The organism is Ruegeria sp. CJ6, assembly GCF_056536665.1.
Genome location: NZ_JBQFQB010000001.1, coordinates 353,353 through 371,887 on the forward strand (window position 1 = coordinate 353,353; position 18,535 = coordinate 371,887).

General features: G+C 55.5%; 17 protein-coding genes and 3 tRNA genes. 11 read left to right on the forward strand and 9 right to left on the reverse strand.

Annotated features, from left to right (window positions below; translation table 11 throughout):
* Positions 1–5: 5 nt before the first annotated feature.
* On the reverse strand, positions 6–1,592 hold the full coding sequence (locus tag ACR0BT_RS01765) for an APC family permease (RefSeq protein WP_480762410.1): 1,587 nt from the start codon (positions 1,590–1,592) through the stop codon (positions 6–8).
* 248 nt (positions 1,593–1,840) lie between these two features.
* Here ACR0BT_RS01765 and ACR0BT_RS01770 point away from each other — a divergent pair, with 248 nt between their 5' ends.
* Positions 1,841–2,068, forward strand: coding sequence for a hypothetical protein (locus ACR0BT_RS01770; protein ID WP_170405503.1), 228 nt, complete (start codon positions 1,841–1,843; stop codon positions 2,066–2,068).
* A gap of 75 nt (positions 2,069–2,143) precedes the next feature.
* Here ACR0BT_RS01770 and ACR0BT_RS01775 read toward each other — a convergent pair.
* Positions 2,144–2,218 (reverse strand) — tRNA-Val (locus ACR0BT_RS01775).
* A gap of 213 nt (positions 2,219–2,431) precedes the next feature.
* Between ACR0BT_RS01775 and ACR0BT_RS01780 the strand changes: the two genes are divergently transcribed.
* The 4 genes from ACR0BT_RS01780 to uvrA all read left to right on the forward strand — a co-directional run bounded on the left by ACR0BT_RS01780 (position 2,432) and on the right by uvrA (position 6,271).
* Positions 2,432–2,508 (forward strand) — tRNA-Asp (locus ACR0BT_RS01780).
* 52 nt (positions 2,509–2,560) lie between these two features.
* A tRNA-Asp gene (locus tag ACR0BT_RS01785) sits at positions 2,561–2,637 on the forward strand.
* 127 nt (positions 2,638–2,764) lie between these two features.
* Entirely contained in the window at positions 2,765–3,307 is a 543-nt protein-coding gene (locus ACR0BT_RS01790) for a methyltransferase domain-containing protein (RefSeq protein ID WP_170510563.1), read from the forward strand.
* A gap of 105 nt (positions 3,308–3,412) precedes the next feature.
* Positions 3,413–6,271 (forward strand): excinuclease ABC subunit UvrA, encoded by a 2,859-nt coding sequence (uvrA, locus tag ACR0BT_RS01795; RefSeq protein ID WP_480704711.1) that lies wholly within the window; start codon positions 3,413–3,415, stop codon positions 6,269–6,271.
* 74 nt (positions 6,272–6,345) lie between these two features.
* Here the strand turns inward: uvrA and mmsB are convergent, their stop codons facing one another.
* The 3 genes from mmsB to ACR0BT_RS01810 are packed head-to-tail and all read right to left on the reverse strand — an operon-like array spanning position 6,346 to position 9,413.
* Positions 6,346–7,218: a 3-hydroxyisobutyrate dehydrogenase gene (gene mmsB / locus ACR0BT_RS01800; RefSeq protein ID WP_480762412.1), complete on the reverse strand. Its 873-nt coding sequence runs from the start codon at positions 7,216–7,218 to the stop codon at positions 6,346–6,348.
* Between the two features lie 3 nt (positions 7,219–7,221).
* Positions 7,222–8,262: an enoyl-CoA hydratase/isomerase family protein gene (locus ACR0BT_RS01805; RefSeq protein ID WP_480762414.1), complete on the reverse strand. Its 1,041-nt coding sequence runs from the start codon at positions 8,260–8,262 to the stop codon at positions 7,222–7,224.
* An 8-nt stretch (positions 8,263–8,270) separates the two neighbouring features.
* On the reverse strand, positions 8,271–9,413 hold the full coding sequence (locus tag ACR0BT_RS01810; RefSeq protein ID WP_480753346.1) for an acyl-CoA dehydrogenase family protein: 1,143 nt from the start codon (positions 9,411–9,413) through the stop codon (positions 8,271–8,273).
* A gap of 159 nt (positions 9,414–9,572) precedes the next feature.
* Between ACR0BT_RS01810 and ACR0BT_RS01815 the strand changes: the two genes are divergently transcribed.
* Complete coding sequence (locus ACR0BT_RS01815; RefSeq protein WP_170393198.1) at positions 9,573–10,433, forward strand: hypothetical protein; 861 nt, start codon at positions 9,573–9,575, stop codon at positions 10,431–10,433.
* A gap of 2 nt (positions 10,434–10,435) precedes the next feature.
* Here ACR0BT_RS01815 and ACR0BT_RS01820 read toward each other — a convergent pair whose 3' ends face one another.
* Positions 10,436–11,551, reverse strand: coding sequence for a carboxylate-amine ligase (locus tag ACR0BT_RS01820; protein ID WP_170393197.1), 1,116 nt, complete (start codon positions 11,549–11,551; stop codon positions 10,436–10,438).
* Positions 11,552–11,686: 135 nt separating this feature from the next.
* On the opposite strand from ACR0BT_RS01820, the gene ACR0BT_RS01825 reads away from it, so the two are divergent.
* Both ACR0BT_RS01825 and ACR0BT_RS01830 read left to right on the forward strand, forming a co-directional pair.
* Positions 11,687–12,538 (forward strand): class I SAM-dependent methyltransferase, encoded by an 852-nt coding sequence (locus ACR0BT_RS01825; RefSeq protein WP_480762415.1) that lies wholly within the window; start codon positions 11,687–11,689, stop codon positions 12,536–12,538.
* Positions 12,539–12,609: 71 nt separating this feature from the next.
* On the forward strand, positions 12,610–13,086 hold the full coding sequence (locus ACR0BT_RS01830; RefSeq protein WP_170662452.1) for a fasciclin domain-containing protein: 477 nt from the start codon (positions 12,610–12,612) through the stop codon (positions 13,084–13,086).
* A 79-nt stretch (positions 13,087–13,165) separates the two neighbouring features.
* On the opposite strand, the gene ACR0BT_RS01835 is transcribed toward ACR0BT_RS01830, so the two are convergent.
* Positions 13,166–13,765 carry a L,D-transpeptidase gene (locus tag ACR0BT_RS01835; protein ID WP_170393194.1) on the reverse strand — a complete coding sequence of 200 codons (600 nt, stop codon included), beginning with the start codon at positions 13,763–13,765 and terminating at the stop codon, positions 13,166–13,168.
* Between the two features lie 188 nt (positions 13,766–13,953).
* Positions 13,954–15,453, reverse strand: a complete 1,500-nt coding sequence (locus ACR0BT_RS01840; protein WP_480762416.1) for a CoA-acylating methylmalonate-semialdehyde dehydrogenase — start codon at positions 15,451–15,453, stop codon at positions 13,954–13,956.
* 104 nt (positions 15,454–15,557) lie between these two features.
* Between ACR0BT_RS01840 and ACR0BT_RS01845 the strand changes: the two genes are divergently transcribed.
* From ACR0BT_RS01845 to coaD, 3 genes are all read left to right on the forward strand, one after another.
* Positions 15,558–16,460, forward strand: coding sequence for a LysR family transcriptional regulator (locus ACR0BT_RS01845; protein WP_170393192.1), 903 nt, complete (start codon positions 15,558–15,560; stop codon positions 16,458–16,460).
* A 61-nt stretch (positions 16,461–16,521) separates the two neighbouring features.
* Entirely contained in the window at positions 16,522–16,959 is a 438-nt protein-coding gene (locus ACR0BT_RS01850) for a CBS domain-containing protein (RefSeq protein WP_170510112.1), read from the forward strand.
* A gap of 82 nt (positions 16,960–17,041) precedes the next feature.
* Positions 17,042–17,533 carry a pantetheine-phosphate adenylyltransferase gene (gene coaD, locus ACR0BT_RS01855; RefSeq protein WP_170393190.1) on the forward strand — a complete coding sequence of 164 codons (492 nt, stop codon included), beginning with the start codon at positions 17,042–17,044 and terminating at the stop codon, positions 17,531–17,533.
* Here the strand turns inward: coaD and gap are convergent.
* Positions 17,525–18,529, reverse strand: a complete 1,005-nt coding sequence (gap, locus tag ACR0BT_RS01860) for a type I glyceraldehyde-3-phosphate dehydrogenase (RefSeq protein WP_170393189.1) — start codon at positions 18,527–18,529, stop codon at positions 17,525–17,527. The two genes, coaD and gap, sit on opposite strands and share 9 nt — an antisense overlap.
* Between the last annotated feature and the right edge of the window lie 6 nt (positions 18,530–18,535).

Genomic DNA, 18,535 nt, shown 5'->3' on the forward strand with positions numbered 1-18,535 from the left:
TTTGTTCAAAGTCCAATGACAGGTTTGGCCGGGTCCAGCACCTCTTCGTTTTCGATGTAAGCCTGGAATTTTTTGTCTGACAGCGCCGAGCGTACGGCGAGCGCAAAAATCACCGCCGAAAATGCCGCACACAGCACAATGTCCCAACCAAACGGGATCTGCTTTTGCGCGCCTTCTCCAAACTGACCCATGTAGGAGATCAGCCCCAAACCACAGAAATAGGGCATCAGCCAAAGCGCCTCGGTTGCGTCCATTTCATCGAGCCGATTGTGAAAGCGGATCAGCAGCAGCGCCATGCCGATGAGCAGTGCAATTCCCAGCCTCCAGACCGTGTCCCATCCGCTCCAGTAGACGATCAGGGTTGAGATCGCGAAGGCCGTGATCCCGACAAGTTTGACGGCGGGAATACGGATTGAGCGCGGGCGGTCAGGCATCAGATCACGTAAGCACACCACGGCGATTGGGCCGACCGCGAATGAAAGCACAATGGCGGCCCCGTTCAGGGCGATTACGGTTGCGAACGGGACCGTCAGTAAAAACAGAGTACCAATCAGAAAGTTGAGAGCCAAGGCCCAAAGCGGTACTCCGAACGATGACAAGATCTGCAAACGTTTCGGCAGGAACCCGTTTTGCGACAGGGCCAGAGCGATACGAGCGTTCGATCCTGTTGCAACCAACCCATTGCCAAACGGGCCGATGACCGACCCGACGTTCAGCAAGCTGAGGAACCACAATATCCCGACGGACATTATGACGCCATCCAAGGGACCTTGTCCGCCAAAGTTGATGCTTGCCCAACCATTGCGGATCATCGCGGGATCAAGCGCGCCGATAAAGGCCACCTGTAATCCAAGGTAGATCAAGGCACATAATACAATGGATAGAACCAGAGCGGCCGGGATGTCGAATTTTGGGTTTCGAACTTCTCCTGCCATATCAACAACATGTCGGAAACCTATAAAGGAAAAGATCACCCCACCGGTTGATACTGCGGCCATGATGCCTTTCAGGCCGTAGGGGGCGAAACCGTCAGGGGCGGAGAAATTCTGCACGTCAAAGCGGGTCGCGATCAACAACACGGACAATACTATCGGAATGGCAATCTTGGCCCAGGTCAGCGTTGCATTTACCTGTGCAAAAAATTTTACGCCCAGTGCGTTCACAGCGACGAACAGCAACATGAACAGCAAGGCGACCGAGACACCAGCGCCGGTCAGTTCGCCGGTATCCGCGGCGTGGAGCCATGACGCGTAGGGCGCGAGGTATTTAAGCATGGCTTCAACTTCGATCGGAGCGGTGGTGTTGTAGCCAATCCAGGCCGTCCATCCCATCGCCATCGACACGATGTTGCCGTGTGAGAACTGAGGGACGCGTGCGATTCCGCCTGGGATAGGTAACATCGCTGAAATCTCGGCGAATGTTATTGCCAGTATGAACATCGCAACGGCGCCAATAATCCAAGAAAGAACCGCGGCGGGGCCTGCGTGTTGCACGGCGAGTAGGGGGCCGAAAAGCCAGCCTGACCCAATGATTCCTCCAACCGAAATGAAGGTCAGGCCGACCAGGCCAATTTCCCGCTTCAGTTTCGCCATGTTATTTCTCGCCCAAAGAGGGGTGCCTTATTGGTGGCTATGACATCAGGATAAGCAGGCCACGGGAAACATGGCAAGTGCCACATATCATGCAGAAAATTCGCGAAAACGAGGTCTGCCCGATTCATCTTCTAAATCCTGCTGGGCGTGTTCTTCGAAACGCGATCGCCGGCAATAGGTATTTTAAGTGGAATCGACTCGGAACATGAGGCACGCTGGTCGTCTGTGCCAAGGTAGGAGAACCCAGGATGCCTCTGTACAATGATATGTTCGAGCTTTCGGTCGAAGATATGGATATAATCGAAGAGGCCATGCGTCATGCCATAGCGTCCAGATCGAATGTCCCTGTTGACGAGAGGGTAGAAGAAAGGGAAACCCGTGAAGACTTTGTGCGCAAGGCACACGACCTTCTGGGGCGACTGCATGACCAAAAGGTTTTTTATCGTCCTAAATCCGGCGTGTATGTCGGAGGATGACAGCATTGTGCTCGCAGCGTTGAACTAAATGGTTCCAAAACGCTTCAACTATGTCGCATAAGCATTTGAATAATATGGTGGGTGATAAGAGATTTGAACTCCTGACATCTTCGATGTGAACGAAGCGCTCTACCACTGAGCTAATCACCCATAGCGGCGGTTGATACAGCGGCTTGTGTTTCGCCGCAAGTTCAAAGCGTTCAAATTGCAGCGCGTCAGACGAAATCCGGTTTTCACACATTGCCCGCCAAGTCGGATAGATCGGAAAAAATCAGGTTCGAGCAAAAAACTTGAAAACGCCGCTTGACGATGCCGGGGTGTAGCCATAATACACCCCAACGTTCAGAGATGAACGGGCAGTGGGCGGTTGTAGCTCAGTTGGTTAGAGTACCGGCCTGTCACGCCGGGGGTCGCGGGTTCGAGCCCCGTCAACCGCGCCATCGCTGCCAGCCTTTGATCCGGGCAAACGGATCGCACATAGACCCTAAATGCGCGGTTGTAGCTCAGTTGGTTAGAGTACCGGCCTGTCACGCCGGGGGTCGCGGGTTCGAGCCCCGTCAACCGCGCCATTTTCCTTCGATTTAGAAAGTCATACGCCCTTGTGGGCGTTTTTTTGTGCCGACATCTTACTGATCTTATGGTTTATTGCCTGCAAAACATCAGGGGCAAGCAGTGACCAGTCTAAATCGAGTTATTATGGCACGGCGCAGCCGGCAGTGGGTCCGCGGCCTAAAGCCGGAAACACTTGATGTCATTGAGATTTCTGGTTCGTGGGGTAAGCAATTTGGATTTTGCAGCTATGAACAGATTTGGCACAAGCAACATGATATCTGCACCGGACCCGTTCTGGACAAGCAGCAGCAGGTGCGAAAGGTCGATCTGGTTTTGGCCAATCAGGTGTGGGAGCACTTGGATCGCCCGGTTGAAGCCACGCTGAATGTGCTAGAGATGTTAAGGCCCGGAGGGTATTTCTGGCTTGCCGTCCCGTTCTTCATTCCGTTTCACGCTGCTCCGCATGACTGTTCGCGCTGGTCTGCGCGCGGATTGAAAAACCTGCTCACTGAGTGTGGGTTCGACCCGGATCTCATCCGGGCCGAACAGTGGGGCAATCGGCATGCCGCTTTGCGCAATCTCGAACTTGAATGGCCTCCTGTTTATGACCCTGAGACAGACAATTTGGAGAACGATCCCGATTTTCCAATCTGCGCATGGGCTCTGGCTAAGAAAACCAGTGCTTAAGCCGAGCGTCGAAAAATCGCCTGTTCTTACTTTGTTCTAATTTTTTGGTTGGAGACTCAGCCACTCTCGCCTATCTCTGAGTGACGTTGGTTGTTGGGGGCCTGAATGGCTGAGCTGAAGAATATCGAGGTGCGCGGTGCGCGCGAGCATAACCTCAAGAGCATTGATGTCGACATCCCACGGGATCAGCTGGTGGTGATCACTGGCCTGTCAGGCTCGGGTAAGTCTTCTTTGGCATTTGATACGATCTATGCCGAAGGGCAGCGCCGCTATGTCGAAAGCCTGTCGGCCTATGCGCGCCAGTTCCTCGATATGATGGAGAAGCCCGATGTGGATCACATTAGCGGACTAAGCCCCGCGATTTCGATCGAGCAGAAGACGACCTCAAAAAACCCGCGTTCGACCGTGGGCACCGTAACCGAGATCTACGACTATCTGCGCTTGCTCTTTGCCCGTGCTGGTACGCCTTACAGCCCGGCCACAGGATTGCCAATTGAGGCGCAGCAGGTGCAGGACATGGTCGACCGGATCATGACGATGGAGGAGGGCACGCGCGGCTATCTGCTGGCCCCAATCGTTCGTGATCGGAAGGGTGAATATCGGAAAGAATTCCTTGAGCTGCGCAAGCAGGGTTTTCAGCGCGTCAAGGTAGATGGTGAGTTCTATGAATTGGATGAGCCGCCGACACTGGACAAGAAGTTCCGCCACGATATCGACGTCGTTGTCGATCGTCTGGTGGTACGAGAAGGCATGGAAACTCGCCTGGCCGACAGCCTAAGGACCGCACTGGATCTGGCGGACGGGATCGCAATCCTCGAAACCGCACCGAAAGAGGGCGACCCCGAACGCATCACATTCAGTGAGAATTTTGCCTGCCCGGTCAGCGGGTTCACCATCCCCGAGATCGAGCCGCGCCTGTTCTCATTCAACGCGCCCTTTGGGGCTTGCCCCGATTGCGACGGGCTTGGGGTCGAACTGTTCTTTGATGAACGTCTGGTCGTGCCGGACCAGACATTGAAACTCTATGACGGGGCGCTTGCGCCCTGGCGAAAGGGTAAATCACCCTATTTTCTGCAAACGATCGAAGCTATCGCGCGACATTACGAGTTTGACAAGAACACTCCCTGGAAGGACTTGCCCAAGAAAGTCCAGCAGGTGTTTCTGCGCGGGTCTGGTGATGAAGAGATCCAGTTCCGTTATGATGAAGGTGGCCGCGTCTATCAGGTTACCCGAAGCTTTGAAGGCGTCATCCCCAACATGGAGCGCCGCTATCGCGAGACTGACAGCGCCTGGATTCGCGAAGAATTCGAGCGCTATCAAAACAACCGACCCTGCGGCACATGCAAAGGCTACCGTCTGCGTGCTGAGGCGCTGGCCGTCAAAATTGCGGGTTTGCACGTTGGACAGGTCGTCGAAATGTCGATCCGCGAGGCGTTGGCCTGGGTCGAGGATGCCCCAAATCATCTGAGCGCACAAAAGAACGAGATCGCGCGCGCAATTCTCAAGGAAATTCGCGAGCGGTTGGGTTTTTTGAATAATGTTGGATTAGAGTATCTTACGATGTCTCGTTCAAGTGGTACCCTGTCCGGAGGTGAAAGTCAGCGTATCCGTCTGGCGAGCCAGATCGGCTCGGGCCTGACCGGGGTATTGTATGTGCTCGACGAGCCATCGATTGGTCTGCACCAACGCGACAATGATCGTCTGCTGGGAACGCTTAAGAATTTGCGTGACCAGGGCAACACGGTCATCGTCGTTGAACATGACGAAGAGGCCATTCGCGAGGCGGATTATGTGTTTGATATCGGTCCCGGTGCAGGAGTGCATGGCGGACAGGTGGTCAGCCACGGCACGCCCGAGCATATCGCCGGCGATGCGGCCTCGATCACCGGTCAATATCTTTCGGGCACGCGCGAGATCCCGGTGCCGGTTGAGCGGCGAAAGGGTAAGAAGCAGAAAGTAGCCGTTGTTAAGGCGACGGGAAACAACCTCAAGAACGTTACGGCCGAATTTCCGCTGGGAAAATTTGTTTGTGTGACCGGTGTGTCTGGCGGTGGAAAATCGACGCTGACGATTGAGACTTTGTTCAAAACCGCCTCGATGCGGTTGAACGGCGCTCGCCAGACACCGGCGCCCTGTGAAACGATCAAAGGGCTAGAGCATCTGGACAAGGTGATCGACATAGATCAGCGACCCATTGGCCGGACTCCACGTTCAAATCCAGCGACTTACACCGGGGCTTTCACCCCGATCCGAGACTGGTTTGCCGGGTTGCCAGAAGCCAAAGCGCGTGGATACAAGCCCGGGCGGTTCAGCTTTAACGTCAAAGGCGGCCGGTGCGAAGCGTGTCAGGGTGATGGCGTCATCAAGATCGAGATGCACTTTCTGCCTGATGTTTATGTCACCTGCGAAACCTGTAAAGGCGCGCGATACAACCGTGAGACGCTTGAGATCAAATTCAAGGGTAAGTCCATCGCGGATGTACTTGATATGACAGTGGAAGATGCGCAGGAGTTTTTTAAAGCGGTGCCATCGATCCGTGACAAGATGGATGCCTTGGCTCGCGTTGGGCTCGGCTACATCAAAGTTGGTCAACAGGCGACCACGCTCTCCGGTGGTGAGGCGCAGCGTGTAAAGCTCTCTAAAGAACTGAGCAAGCGATCAACGGGTCGAACGCTGTATATTCTGGACGAACCCACAACGGGTCTGCATTTCGAGGACGTGCGTAAACTGTTGGAAGTCCTGCACGAACTGGTCGACCAAGGAAATACTGTTGTTGTCATCGAACATAATCTCGATGTCGTAAAAACCGCCGACTGGATAATCGACATTGGCCCGGAAGGTGGCGATGGCGGAGGTCAGATTGTGGCTGAGGGTACGCCCGAAGACGTCGCTGAATGTGAGCGTAGCCACACTGGGCGTTATCTGAAGCCAATGCTGGATGGGCAAGCCGTAGCTGCCGAATAGGAACAGAGCGAGAGAAGAAAATGCTGCGAATTTTCTTCTCTGTTGCTTCGTAGTGCGCTGCGTTCTGAGGTTGTTCAGTCTCTGGACCGCTTCTCAAAACGTGGCAGCATGGCGCTGAAATCGCGCCCCAAGCCATCTTCGTGTTCGACAAACAATTCATAGAGCTTTGTCGCAACCTGTCCCATGGGCGTATCAGCGTCCGCACTCTCGGCAGCCTGTTGGCTGAGACGTAGGTCTTTCAACATCAGCTCGGCGGCGAAACCAGGGGTATAGTTATTGTCGGATGGGCTTTCGGGTCCAACGCCGGGGGCAGGGCAATAGGCGTTCATTGTCCAGCTGTACCCTGAGGACGTGCTGACGACATCGAACATCTTTTGTCGATCCAATCCCAATTTATCAGCAAGCGCAAAGGCCTCGCAGGTCGCGATCATCGTCACGCCGAGGATCATGTTGTTGCAGATTTTGGCGGCCTGACCCGCGCCAGCTTCACCGCAGTGAACCGCTTTTTGCCCCATGATTTCAAATAACGGAGCCGCCTTGGCAAAAGCTGCGTCAGATCCACCGGCCATAAAGGTCAACGTGCCTGCAGCGGCCCCACCAATCCCGCCGGATACAGGTGCATCGACTGATAGCAGACCAGCCTGAGCAGCTTGCTGCGCCACCGCGCGGGCGCTGTCGACATCGACCGTAGAGCAGTCAATCAGAACCGCGCCGTCTTGCATTTCAGGGACAACTTCATCGGCCACAGCGCGCAGAATTTGCCCGTTGGGAAGCATGGTGATAACCACGTCGGCTTCCGCAGCTGCAGCGGCGCCAGAGGGCGCCATGGAAACGCCTTCGATGGCGACATCAACTTGATCAAAGCCGATGACGTCATGGCCCGCGCGCGCCAGATTGGCCGCCATCGGGCCGCCCATGTTGCCAAGCCCTATGAATGCGATTTTCATCCCTTACTCCTCTGAAAAGCTTAGTGCATCCGCACCGAGCGGTTGCAGCATCTTGGACACCGCGACTGCAGGCACATCCAAATCAGCAAACTGCCAATTCGGGTTGCGATCCTTGTCGATGATCTGGGCGCGAATGCCTTCCAGAAAATCGCCATGCTCCATCGCGCGATAGGTAAACCGGTACTCCAGATCCAGCGCTTTTTGCAATGTCAGGTTGGTTCCGCGCAGCCGATGCAAAATCTCGACAGCACAAGCCATGGAGATAGGAGAGTTTCGCTGCAGTGTGCCGAGAATTTTCGTCGAAAATTCTGTGTCATCGTTGCGCAAGCTGTTCAGGATATCGCTAAGGCTTTCTCCGCTGAATAGCCTGTCGATCTCGCCCTGCATTTCAGCCAAGGGGCTATCCGGTGCGGGCACTGCATGCTCATCCACCAGTTCCGCCCGTCCAGAGGCTTCCAACTGGTCTATCAGCCCCGCCCAATGCTCTTGGGGAATGAAATGGTCGGCAAACCCGGCATAGATCGAATCTCCGGGCCCCATGCGGTGGCCGGTGGTGCCCAGATACTCGCCCAATCGCCCCGGCGCCAGCGCCAACATCAGCGATCCGCCCACATCAGGAACCAGCCCGATTGAGCATTCCGGCATCGCGATCTTTGAGCTTTCTCCAACCACTCGATGGCTGCCATGGCACCCGATGCCAACCCCGCCACCCATGGTGAAACCTTGCAGGAAGCTGATCACTGGTTTTGAGTACTCAAAAATCAAGGCATTCAGGCGGTATTCGTCGCGCCAAAACGTTTGGCCATAAGCATAGTCCGCCTTGGTGCCGGTCGCATAAAGCTCGGCAATATCTCCGCCAGCGCAAAAGGCTTTGTCGCCTTCGGCATCGAGAATGATCAGATCGACTTGATCATCCTCACGCCAGTTGCGCAGAGCGGTATCAATGGCCATGCACATCTCATAGCTAAGGGCGTTCAGGGCGTGTGGTCGTGTCAGCGTGATGCGCCCGGCACGGCCTGTGGTGCGAATGTCGATATCGGACATCAAAGACCTCAGCGATTGGAGAGCATCTGGCGCGCGACGATCACGCGCATGATCTCGTTCGTGCCTTCCAGTATTTGGTGCACGCGCAGATCCCGCACCAGTTTCTCGATGCCATAATCAGCCAGATAGCCGTATCCACCGTGCAATTGCAGACACTGATCCACGACTTTCGATCCGGTTTCGGTTACGAACTTCTTGGCCATCGCGCAGAATTTTGTGGCGTCCGGTGCGCCTTGATCAAGTTTCCACGCTGCCTGACGCAGGAAGGTGCGCGCCGCCTGTAGCTCAATCTCCATATCTGCCAGTCGGAACTGCAGCGCCTGAAACTGATCGATCGATTGTCCAAAGGCCTTGCGCTCGGACATATACTGCAACGTCATGTCCAGACCGTTCTGAGCTGCCCCCAGCGAGCAGGAGGCGATGTTCAGACGGCCACCGTCCAGCCCCATCATCGCGTATTTGAAACCGTCGCCTTCAGCTCCGACCAGATTGCCGGATGGAATTTTGCAATCGTCAAACTGAACTTGCGCGGTTGGCTGGCTTTTCCAACCCATTTTCTGTTCCAGACCACCGAAACTCAGGCCCGGCGTGCCGTCTTCGACATAGACGGTAGAGATCCCCCTAGGGCCGTCTTCACCCGTGCGCACCATGCAGACATAGGCATCCGAATAGCCGCCGCCGGAAATGAACGCTTTTGTGCCGTTGAGCGTGAAGCCTTCATTGGTCCGTTCAGCGCGCGTTTTCAGCGCCGCAGCGTCCGATCCCGATCCGGGTTCCGTCAGGCAGTAGCTGAGGACGGTTTCGAGGCTGAGGATACTTGGCATAATGCGGTACTTCAGATCGTCACTGCCAAAGCTGTCCAGCATTTTGGCGCACATGTTGTGAATCGACAGGAACGCCGCGACCGAGGGGCAGGCCATCGATAGCGCTTCGAACACCAGTGTCGCATCCAATCGCGTCAAACCCGAACCACCAGCCTCTTCCGAGACATAAAGTCCACCAAATCCTAGTTCGCCGATTTTGGGCCAAAGCTCTTTGGGGATGGTTCCGTCTGCTTCCCACTGACGCGCGAAGGGGGCGATGTGGTCTTGGCCAAAGGCGTAGGCCATGTCGAAAATGGCCGTTTGTTCTTCGGTCAGCGCGAAATCCATGACGTGTGCTTCCTGATGGCTATAGAATTGAACGAGCGTTTTATTCTTCAATCCTTACAGAAATTTTTCAATGACGGCAAACCCGACGATTTAGGGGATTTCTGGACGGTGAGGTATACTGCGGGAATTCTGCTTTCTTGATCATTACGGAGTATTCTTATGTCGTCACACAAGCTTGCTGTTATCGCGATTCACGGCATGGGCAGCCAGTACAATCCTCAGAACCAGCCGCCATCCACGACCCCAACGTTTTCCAAAGGGCTGAAAAGACGCGTTTCGAACCGGGTCGGCGCGGATATGGATGATGTAATCTGGCACGAGGTGGTCTGGGCACAGATCCTGCAAGGGCGGCAGAAGGCATATCTGCGCAAGGTCAACCGCAGCCTTGGATACGACAAGCTGCGCGAGTTTGTAGTGTGCAATCTGTCGGATGCTGCTTCCTACCGACCAACTCCGGATGATGGCGATAAGATCTATGAGGCGATCCACAAGAAAATCGAGAATGTGATGGGGGTCGTCAAATACCAGGTCGGACCACAGGGGCCTGTACTGATCCTGGCGCATTCGCTGGGTGGGCACATAATGTCGAACTATATTTATGACATGCAAAGACATCTGCGCCAGGGTGGTTCACCGGTTCATCCGACAGATGTTGAAAACATGAAAACCGTTGCTGGCCTCGTGACGTTTGGGTGCAATATTCCGATTTTTCTGTTCGCATATCCCGAGAATGAGATTTTTCCGATCATGGCCCCGAACCGCGCGCTGCCGCCTGCGTTGCAGTTTTCGACCTGGTGGCGAAACTACTATGACAAGCATGATGTTTTGGGTTTTCCTTTGGGCAAAAGCGCGCCAAGCTATGAACAACTCGCTCAAAGTGGGGCCTTGAAGGATAAGCCGATCAATGCGGGCAAAATCTTTACGTCGTGGAACCCGCTTTCGCATAACGGATACTGGACGGATCGCGATTTGTATGAACCCGTAGCGGACCGGATCAAGGAGATTTTGGCGGCGGTTTGACTTTATAGGTCGGCGTGAAATTCCTCGATCAGGTGCTTGACCACCGCCATGCCCGGATCATCCCCGCGCGCTAAAGCTTCAGCGTAAACACGGCGTTGGCGGGTGGCGGAGGTGCCATTTTCTGCGATCTGCCGAAGGCGGGCGAGTTCGGTCATGGTGCCCAATGCCTCGGTGTCTTCGGCCAACATGCCCATCAGCTCTCCGATCAGTTCAGCCATCGGCTTGATTGAGCGATCACCGAAATCGATCAGACCTTCGCCCACACCGTAGCGCTGCGCGCGCCAACGGTTTTCGCCGATCAGAAACTTATCATATTGCCGCCAACGAAGATTGCGGTCTTTCAGGCGGCACAGCATCCGGGTCAGCGCTTGCACTAGCGCTGCAAGCGAAAGCGTATGTTCAAGCCTTGGCTGTACGTCCATGATGCGTGTTTCTAGGGTGGGGAACCGGTGAGATGGACGTAGGTCCCACCAGATTTTAGAGGTGTCCTCGATCACGCCGAGTTCGACCAGCACGCCGGTGGTGCGTTCGTATTCGCCCCAACTGCTGAACACCGGGGGCAGACCGGTCCGGGGCAGATTGTCGAACACGGTGAGCCTATAGGAGGAAAGCCCGGTATCTTCGCCGTTCCAATAAGGAGACGAGGTCGACAACGCCAGCAGATGGGGCAGAAAGTAAGAAAGCTGGGGTACCAGGTCGGCGCGCAAGGCTTGATCTTCGACGCCCACATGCACGTGCATTCCGCAGATCAGCATCCGCCGCGCCACGCCGCCCAAAGCATGCTGCAGGGCGTCGTAGCGCTCTTTCCGTGTGTGGTGTTGATCTTTCCAGTTCGCAAACGGATGGCAAGAGACCGCGATCGGAGCCAGATTATACTCGGACGCACGTTTTGATACACAAGAACGCAGGCGCTTTAGATCTTCGCGCGCCGATCTGATCGTAGCATGTGGGCGGGTCCCGACTTCGATCTGGCACTGCAGAAATTCCGGGCTGACCTGGCCTTCGAAATCTGCCTGACAAGCTTCCATCAATGCTGCGGGCGCCTCGGCGAGCTGCAGGCTGTCTTGATCGACCAGCAGGTATTCCTCTTCAATGCCGATCGTAAATTCCTGCTGCATGGCGGCCCTCGTTGGTCAATTCACGTTAGTGAATACGGAAATTAGCGTTTTGCCAAGGGTTTGGCCTGTCGGTTCTTGCGGAAGTCCTGCGTGCACGGGTAAAGAGCGGGCGCAACGCAATGTGGAGCCGTCCTCGTGAAACCCAGAAAATTTCCGCAGATCAATGCCGCCCTGGATGAGTTGGGCGTTAAGCTGATCGACAAGGTTACGGAACAGGATGAACGGGCGCGGCTGGAAGCGTTCGAACGGACAGGGGGATTGACCAGGCCCGCTTATGCCCTGTCGCCGGGAATGGACGGATTCGATATCGCGCAACTTGTCGAAGAGTATACGCGCCATGCCGATGCGCTTGCAGCTTTGAAGGACCCGGCGCGAAATCAGACTGGGTATCACACCGGCAATGGATATTACGATAGCCCGGATGCGGATGCGCTTTACCTGATGATCCGCCGCTTTCAGCCCAAGCGCGTGATCGAGGTCGGTTGTGGGAACTCTACCCGCGTGACGCGGCAGGCGATCATTGATGGCGGGCTGGATACGACGATCACGGCAATTGATCCGTACCCGCGCGCAGATATCGCCCATGTCGTCGATCAGTTTGAGCAGAAGCGACTGGAAGAAGTAGATCCCGCGCTGTTCGATCAGCTTGAGGCTGGGGATGTTCTGTTCATCGATTCAAGCCATGTGGTTCGGATGAGCAACGATGTCGCCCATCTATTCTGTCGGATCATTCCGGCGCTGAAACCCGGCGTTGTCATTCATGTCCACGATGTTTTTCTGCCTTATGAATATCCCAAACGGTTCTTCTATGACTGCCCAGGATGGGGTGAGCAGTACATGTTGCACGCCTTGCTGCAATCCGGTTTCTATTCAATGCTTTGGCCCGGATATTACCTGCAGCAGGATCGCCCCGACGCCGTCGCAGCGCTGCCGTTTCTAGAAGAGGGCCGTGCGCAGAGCATCTGGGTTCAGCTCAAAGAAAATTGATTTCTGTGTGATCCGGTTCGAACCCAGGCCCGTAACCCTTTCCATAACAAGCTGGAGAGGAGTTAACAGCCATGTTCCGCCGCACATTCATGGGCGCTGCCGCCGCATTTGCACTTGCACTGCCCGTCAAGGCACAGGCCGCTGATATCGTAGATACCGCAGTTGCTGCCGGGTCATTCAACACCCTGGTTGCTGCCGTTCAGGCCGCGGGCCTGGTTGATACGCTGAAAAGCGATGGGCCCTTCACCGTCTTTGCACCCACGGATGAGGCTTTTGCAGCTCTGCCTGAAGGCACTGTTGAAACCCTACTTCTGCCAGAAAACAAGGACCAGTTGGTGTCGATCCTGACCTACCATGTCGTGCCAGCCAAAGTGATGTCCGGCGACATTGCAGGAAAGCGCGCTAAGGTTCTGACCGTGCAAGGCGACCGACTAAGCGTGAACGCGAAAAATGGCGTGAAAGTTAATGGTGCCAAAGTTGTGCAGGCCGACATCGAAGCCAGCAACGGCGTCATCCACGTTGTCGACGAAGTGATCATTCCTGAATAAATCTACCACCTTCACGAAAACAAAAGCCCCGTTCCTGATGGACGGGGCTTTTTTTGTGTTTCGTGTAGAAACTCGCCGTTTAGACCAAACGTACCTGAGTACCGACCTTTACCAGCGGGTACAGCTCTTCAACGTGCTGGTTATAAAGACCGATACAGCCGGACGAGCTCTGACGTCCAATCTTGCGGGTATCATAGGTGCCGTGAACCAGGTAGGCAGGCCAGCCAAGATACATAGCGCGAGTTCCCAATGGGTTTCCAGGTTCACCACCCTCCATGCGAATTGGCAACGAGGGATCGCGCTCGCGCATTGATGGGGTTGGTGTCCAGCTTGGGTTCTCCGCCTTGCGTGTGACTTTGGTATAGCCGCGCTTGGTCAGCTCTTCGCTCATCGGGACAGAACTGGGGTACAGCTTGTAGGTTCCATCCGGCCCCCAGTAATGAACAGCCCGGCTGGTGATATCGGCCAACAATGCGCCGACGCCCAACTCGTCAAAGTGATCCTGCCAATTCTGCTGCGAGAACGATGAAACGTTACGACGTACTGGAAGCTGCGTACTGATTGCTTCCTCGGTCTGTGGGAAAGCATCAGTGCTTTGAGCGCGCACGATAGCAGGGGCCGCAATCAGCGATGCAGCGCCCAAAAGGGCGTGACGACGGGTAAAACGATTTTGGGACAAGGTTGCCTCCAGGGAGTTATGAGCTGCTCGGATAGTTGAATTACCGATAAAATATTAGTGAATGCCTGCTTTTTCCAGAGGGCGACCTCTGAATTTCTTGTGAGGTACGCGATAAGGCAGCAACTGGCGCATGCACGAAAAAACCCGACCCATGTAGGGCCGGGTTTCCTGATTTGTAAGCTGAATGATCAGTCCATCGCTTTGAAGTTGAACTCGCCACCTTCCTTGATGCCCGACGGCCAGCGCGATGTCACTGTTTTGGTGCGTGTGTAGAACTTGAAGCTGTCCGGACCGTGCTGGTTCAGGTCGCCGAACATCGATTTCTTCCAGCCGCCAAAAGTGTGGTAGGCCAGCGGAACCGGGATCGGAACGTTGATGCCGACCATGCCGATGTTCACACGGCTGGCAAAGTCACGCGCCGTATCACCGTCGCGGGTGAAGATCGCAGTGCCGTTGCCGTATTCATGATCCATCGCCAGTTTCAGCGCCTCTTCGTAGGAACCCGCGCGGACGGTCGACAGGACCGGTCCAAAGATCTCTTGCTTGTAGATATCCATGTCGGGAGTGACGTTGTCGAACAAGTGCGGGCCGACAAAGAAGCCGTCCTCATAACCCTGCAAGCTGAAATCGCGGTTGTCGACAACCAGCTTCGCGCCCTGCTCAACGCCCGAGTTGATCAGGCCAAGGATACGCTCTTTCGCGGCGGCAGTAACAACCGGACCCATGTCTACGTCGTCGCCCGCTGTGTAGGGGCCAACTTTCAGCTTCTCCACGCGAGGGATCAGCTTTTCGATCAGTGCGTCTGCGGTTTCTTCGCCCACAGGCACGGCCACCGAGATTGCCATGCAGCGTTCGCCAGCCGCGCCGAAACCTGCACCGACCAGCGCATCAGCAGCCTGATCCAGATCGGCGTCAGGCATAACGATCATGTGGTTCTTGGCACCACCGAAACACTGCGCCCGTTTGCCGTTGGCGGTTGCACGAGCATAGATGTATTGCGCAATCGGGGTTGAACCCACGAACGACACGCCCTGAATGATTTCGCTGTCCAGCAGGGTGTCCACGGCCTCTTTGTCACCGTTTACGACTTGGAACACGCCCTTGGGCAGACCAGCTTCGACAAACAGCTCTGCCAGCATCAATGGAACAGAGGGGTCGCGCTCGGACGGCTTTAGAACAACTGCGTTGCCGCAGGCCAGCGCCGGGCCAACGTGCCAAAGCGGCATCATTGCGGGGAAGTTGAATGGCATGATCGAAGCGACCACGCCCAGCGGCTGACGCATCGAATACATATCGATGCCCGGGCCCGCGCTGTCGGTGAACTCACCTTTCAGCATCTGGGGCGCGCCGATGCAGTATTCTATCACTTCCAGACCACGCTGCAGATCACCCTTGGCGTCCGGGATGGTTTTGCCGTGCTCGCGGCTGAGAGCCTCGGCCAGCTTGTCCATGTCGCGGTTCATCAAGCCAACCATCGCCATCAACACGCGCGCGCGCTTCTGCGGGTTGGTTGCGCCCCAAGCGACCTGAGCTGCTGCAGCGTCTTCGATCGCAGCGGTGGTCTCGGCGACACTGGCCATCGGGCATTGGTACTGCACTTCACCCGTTGCTGGGTTGAATACATTGTCAAAGCGGTCAGATGTGCCAGCGACATTTTCGCCGTTGATGAAATGGGTCAGGTTCTGCATTGCAAACTCCTCCGGATTAAGTTGCGCGAAGAATAGACTTGCGAAAATCACCTGAACAGAGGCAATATTTCAAATCAGTTTTGCAAAAATGCAAAGGGTAGAACATGACGCCGAATTGGGATGATTTGCGGGTTTTCCTGGCGGTCGCGCGCGATGAAAGCCTTTCGGGTGCGGGGCGGGTTCTCAAGATCGACCCGGCGACAGTCGGGCGCAGAATCGCGCGGCTCGAAGCGGCATTGGACGCGGTGTTGTTCACGAAATCACAGCAGGGCTATGTGTTGACGACTGCAGGACAACGCCTGATGGAGCATGGGCTGCAGGCGGAAGAAGCTATGCGCGCAGCGACTGGTGTCATGTCAGGCTCTGCCAAATCGCTAAGCGGTCAGATCCGAATTGGTGCCCCGGATGGTAGTGCCAATTACCTGTTGCCGCAGGTCTGCGCCAAGATCAGCGATGCCAATCCTGATCTCGACATTCAGATCCTGGCGTTGCCGCGCATCATCAACCTATCCCGGCGAGAGGCCGACATGGCGGTAACAGTCAGTGCGCCCACCGCAGGGAAACTGCTGGTGCAGAAGATATCCGACTATCGGCTGCATATGGTCGCAACGAAGGAATACCTGAGTCGTCACGCCGAAATTCGATCCATCGAGGATCTAAAAGGGCATCGGATGATAGGCTATATTCCGGACATGATTTTCGACCGCGAGCTGGACTATCTCAACGACATTGGTGTTGAACGTGTCGCGCTTGCATCAAACTCTGTTTCCGTTCAGCTGCGACAAGTTTCGCTGGGAACAGGGGTCTGCGTGGCACATGATTTCACATTGCCGTTCCATCGGGGATTGCAGAAAATCCTGACGGATCAGGTCAGTCTGACCCGGGGGTTCTATCTGGTCCGCCATCAGGGCGATCAGCGCAATGAGCGGTTGAACCACTTTGCCGAGGCGTTGACGCGCGGAATACGGGACGAAGTAGCGCGGCTCGAGCGCGAAGCTTCACCTTGACACATTCACACATTCCGGCAACGCTTTGGAAAACAGTACGTAATTCCGGAGGTTTTCGCTTATGCTTGTACAGGCCATTCTCAAATCCAAGGCCAGCGGCGGTGTGGAGACGGTCGAGCCAACGGCATCCGTTTCTCAGGCTGCCAAGATTCTTGCGGAAAAGCGGATTGGTACTGTGGTCATTTCCGAGGATGGGGGGCAGACGGCAGCGGGCATTTTATCCGAACGAGACATTGTTCGCGAGTTGGCTGCCAGCGGCAGCGGATGCTTGGATAAACCCGTTAGCAACTATATGACCAAGCAACTTGTGACCGCCAGCCAGCAGGATACTGTTGAGTCTATCCTGTCCCAGATGACCGAAGGACGATTTCGCCACATGCCTGTATTGGAAGATGGCAAACTGGTCGGCATCGTTACGCTGGGTGATGCGGTCAAGGCGCAACTGGCTGAACTTGCTATGGAAAAAGACGCGCTTGAAGGCATGATCATGGGGCACTGAACGCGGGGGCTGTTTCAGCCTCTTGCACCTGCGGCAAAGTTATGTTTGCTTGCGCAGAAATATTGTTGCGCTGGAGAGCCCAATGCGGGTTGGATTATATCCCGGTACTTTCGACCCTATCACCATGGGTCATATAGACATTATTCGCCGCGCGGCTGCGCTGGTGGATAAGCTCGTCATTGGTGTTGCTATCAACCGGGACAAGGGCCCGCTGTTTTCTTTGGAAGAGCGTGTCGCGATGATCGAGGCCGAATGCGCCCATCTAACCGAGCAGACTGGCACCGAGATTGTCGCGCATCCGTTTGAAAACCTGCTGATCGATTGCGCCCGCGATGTAGGCGCTCAGATCATCGTGCGCGGACTGCGTGCGGTTGCGGATTTCGAGTATGAATTCCAGATGGTTGGGATGAATCGCGCGTTGGACGACTCGATTGAGACCGTGTTCTTGATGGCAGAGGCACGGCATCAAGCCATTGCGTCGAAACTGGTCAAAGAAATCGCCAGATTGAACGGGGACGTGTCAAAATTCGTCACGCCCCGCGTCAATTCCGCCTTGAAAGAGCGGTTAGGATAGCGCGCCCATCGCGGCGGCTGTGTCCAGCATCCGGTTCGAGAAGCCCCATTCGTTGTCGTACCATGCAAGCACACGAACCAATGTGCCGTCAGTTACTTTGGTTTCAGCCAGTGAAACCGTCGAGCTATGCGAGTCGTGGTTGAAATCGATCGAGATCAAGGGGCGATTCTCGGCCGCCAGCACACCGGGGATTTTGGCGGCGGCTTCTACAAAGAGGGCATTGACCTCTTCTTCGGTCGTCGGTCGCGAAACCTCAGCAACCAGATCAACGACTGAGACATTGGGCGTGGGGACACGAATGGCTTGCCCGGTCAACTTACCAGCAAGCTGCGGCAGAACCAGACCAACAGCCGATGCCGCGCCAGTTGTCGTCGGAATCATCGACAGCGCTGCTGCGCGCGACAGGTAGGGGTCTTTACCCGCAGTGTCGTGAACCGGTTGGCTGGCCGTGTATGCATGAACTGTGGTCATGTTGCCGTGTTTGATGCCCAGTCCTGCGTCCAAAGCCGCCGCGACCGGCGACAGGCAGTTGGTGGTGCAGGAGGCATTGGAAACAACGATATCGTCGGCGGTTAGCTCATGATCGTTCACGCCGAACACGACTGTCTTCACGCCGCCGTCGCCACGGGCAGGGGCCGAGATCAATACTTTCTTTGATCCGTTTTTCAGGTGCCGCTCAGCTGCTTCACGGGTCCGGAAAACACCGGTGCATTCCAGAACCACATCCACATCAGACCAGTCCAGTGCTTCGGGATCACGCTCGCTGGTCAGCCGGATGGGCCCAGCACCCACGTCCAGACCTGCATCAGTCAGAGTTACGGGATTGGAATAGCGTCCATGCACACTGTCGAACTCGAACAGATGTGCGTTCATTTCGGGCTTTGCCAGATCGTTGATTGCGATGATTTCAACATCAGTACGTCCGGATTCCATGACGGCCCGAAGAACGCCGCGCCCGATCCGTCCAAATCCATTGATTGCCAGCTTGAGTGTCATAATGCG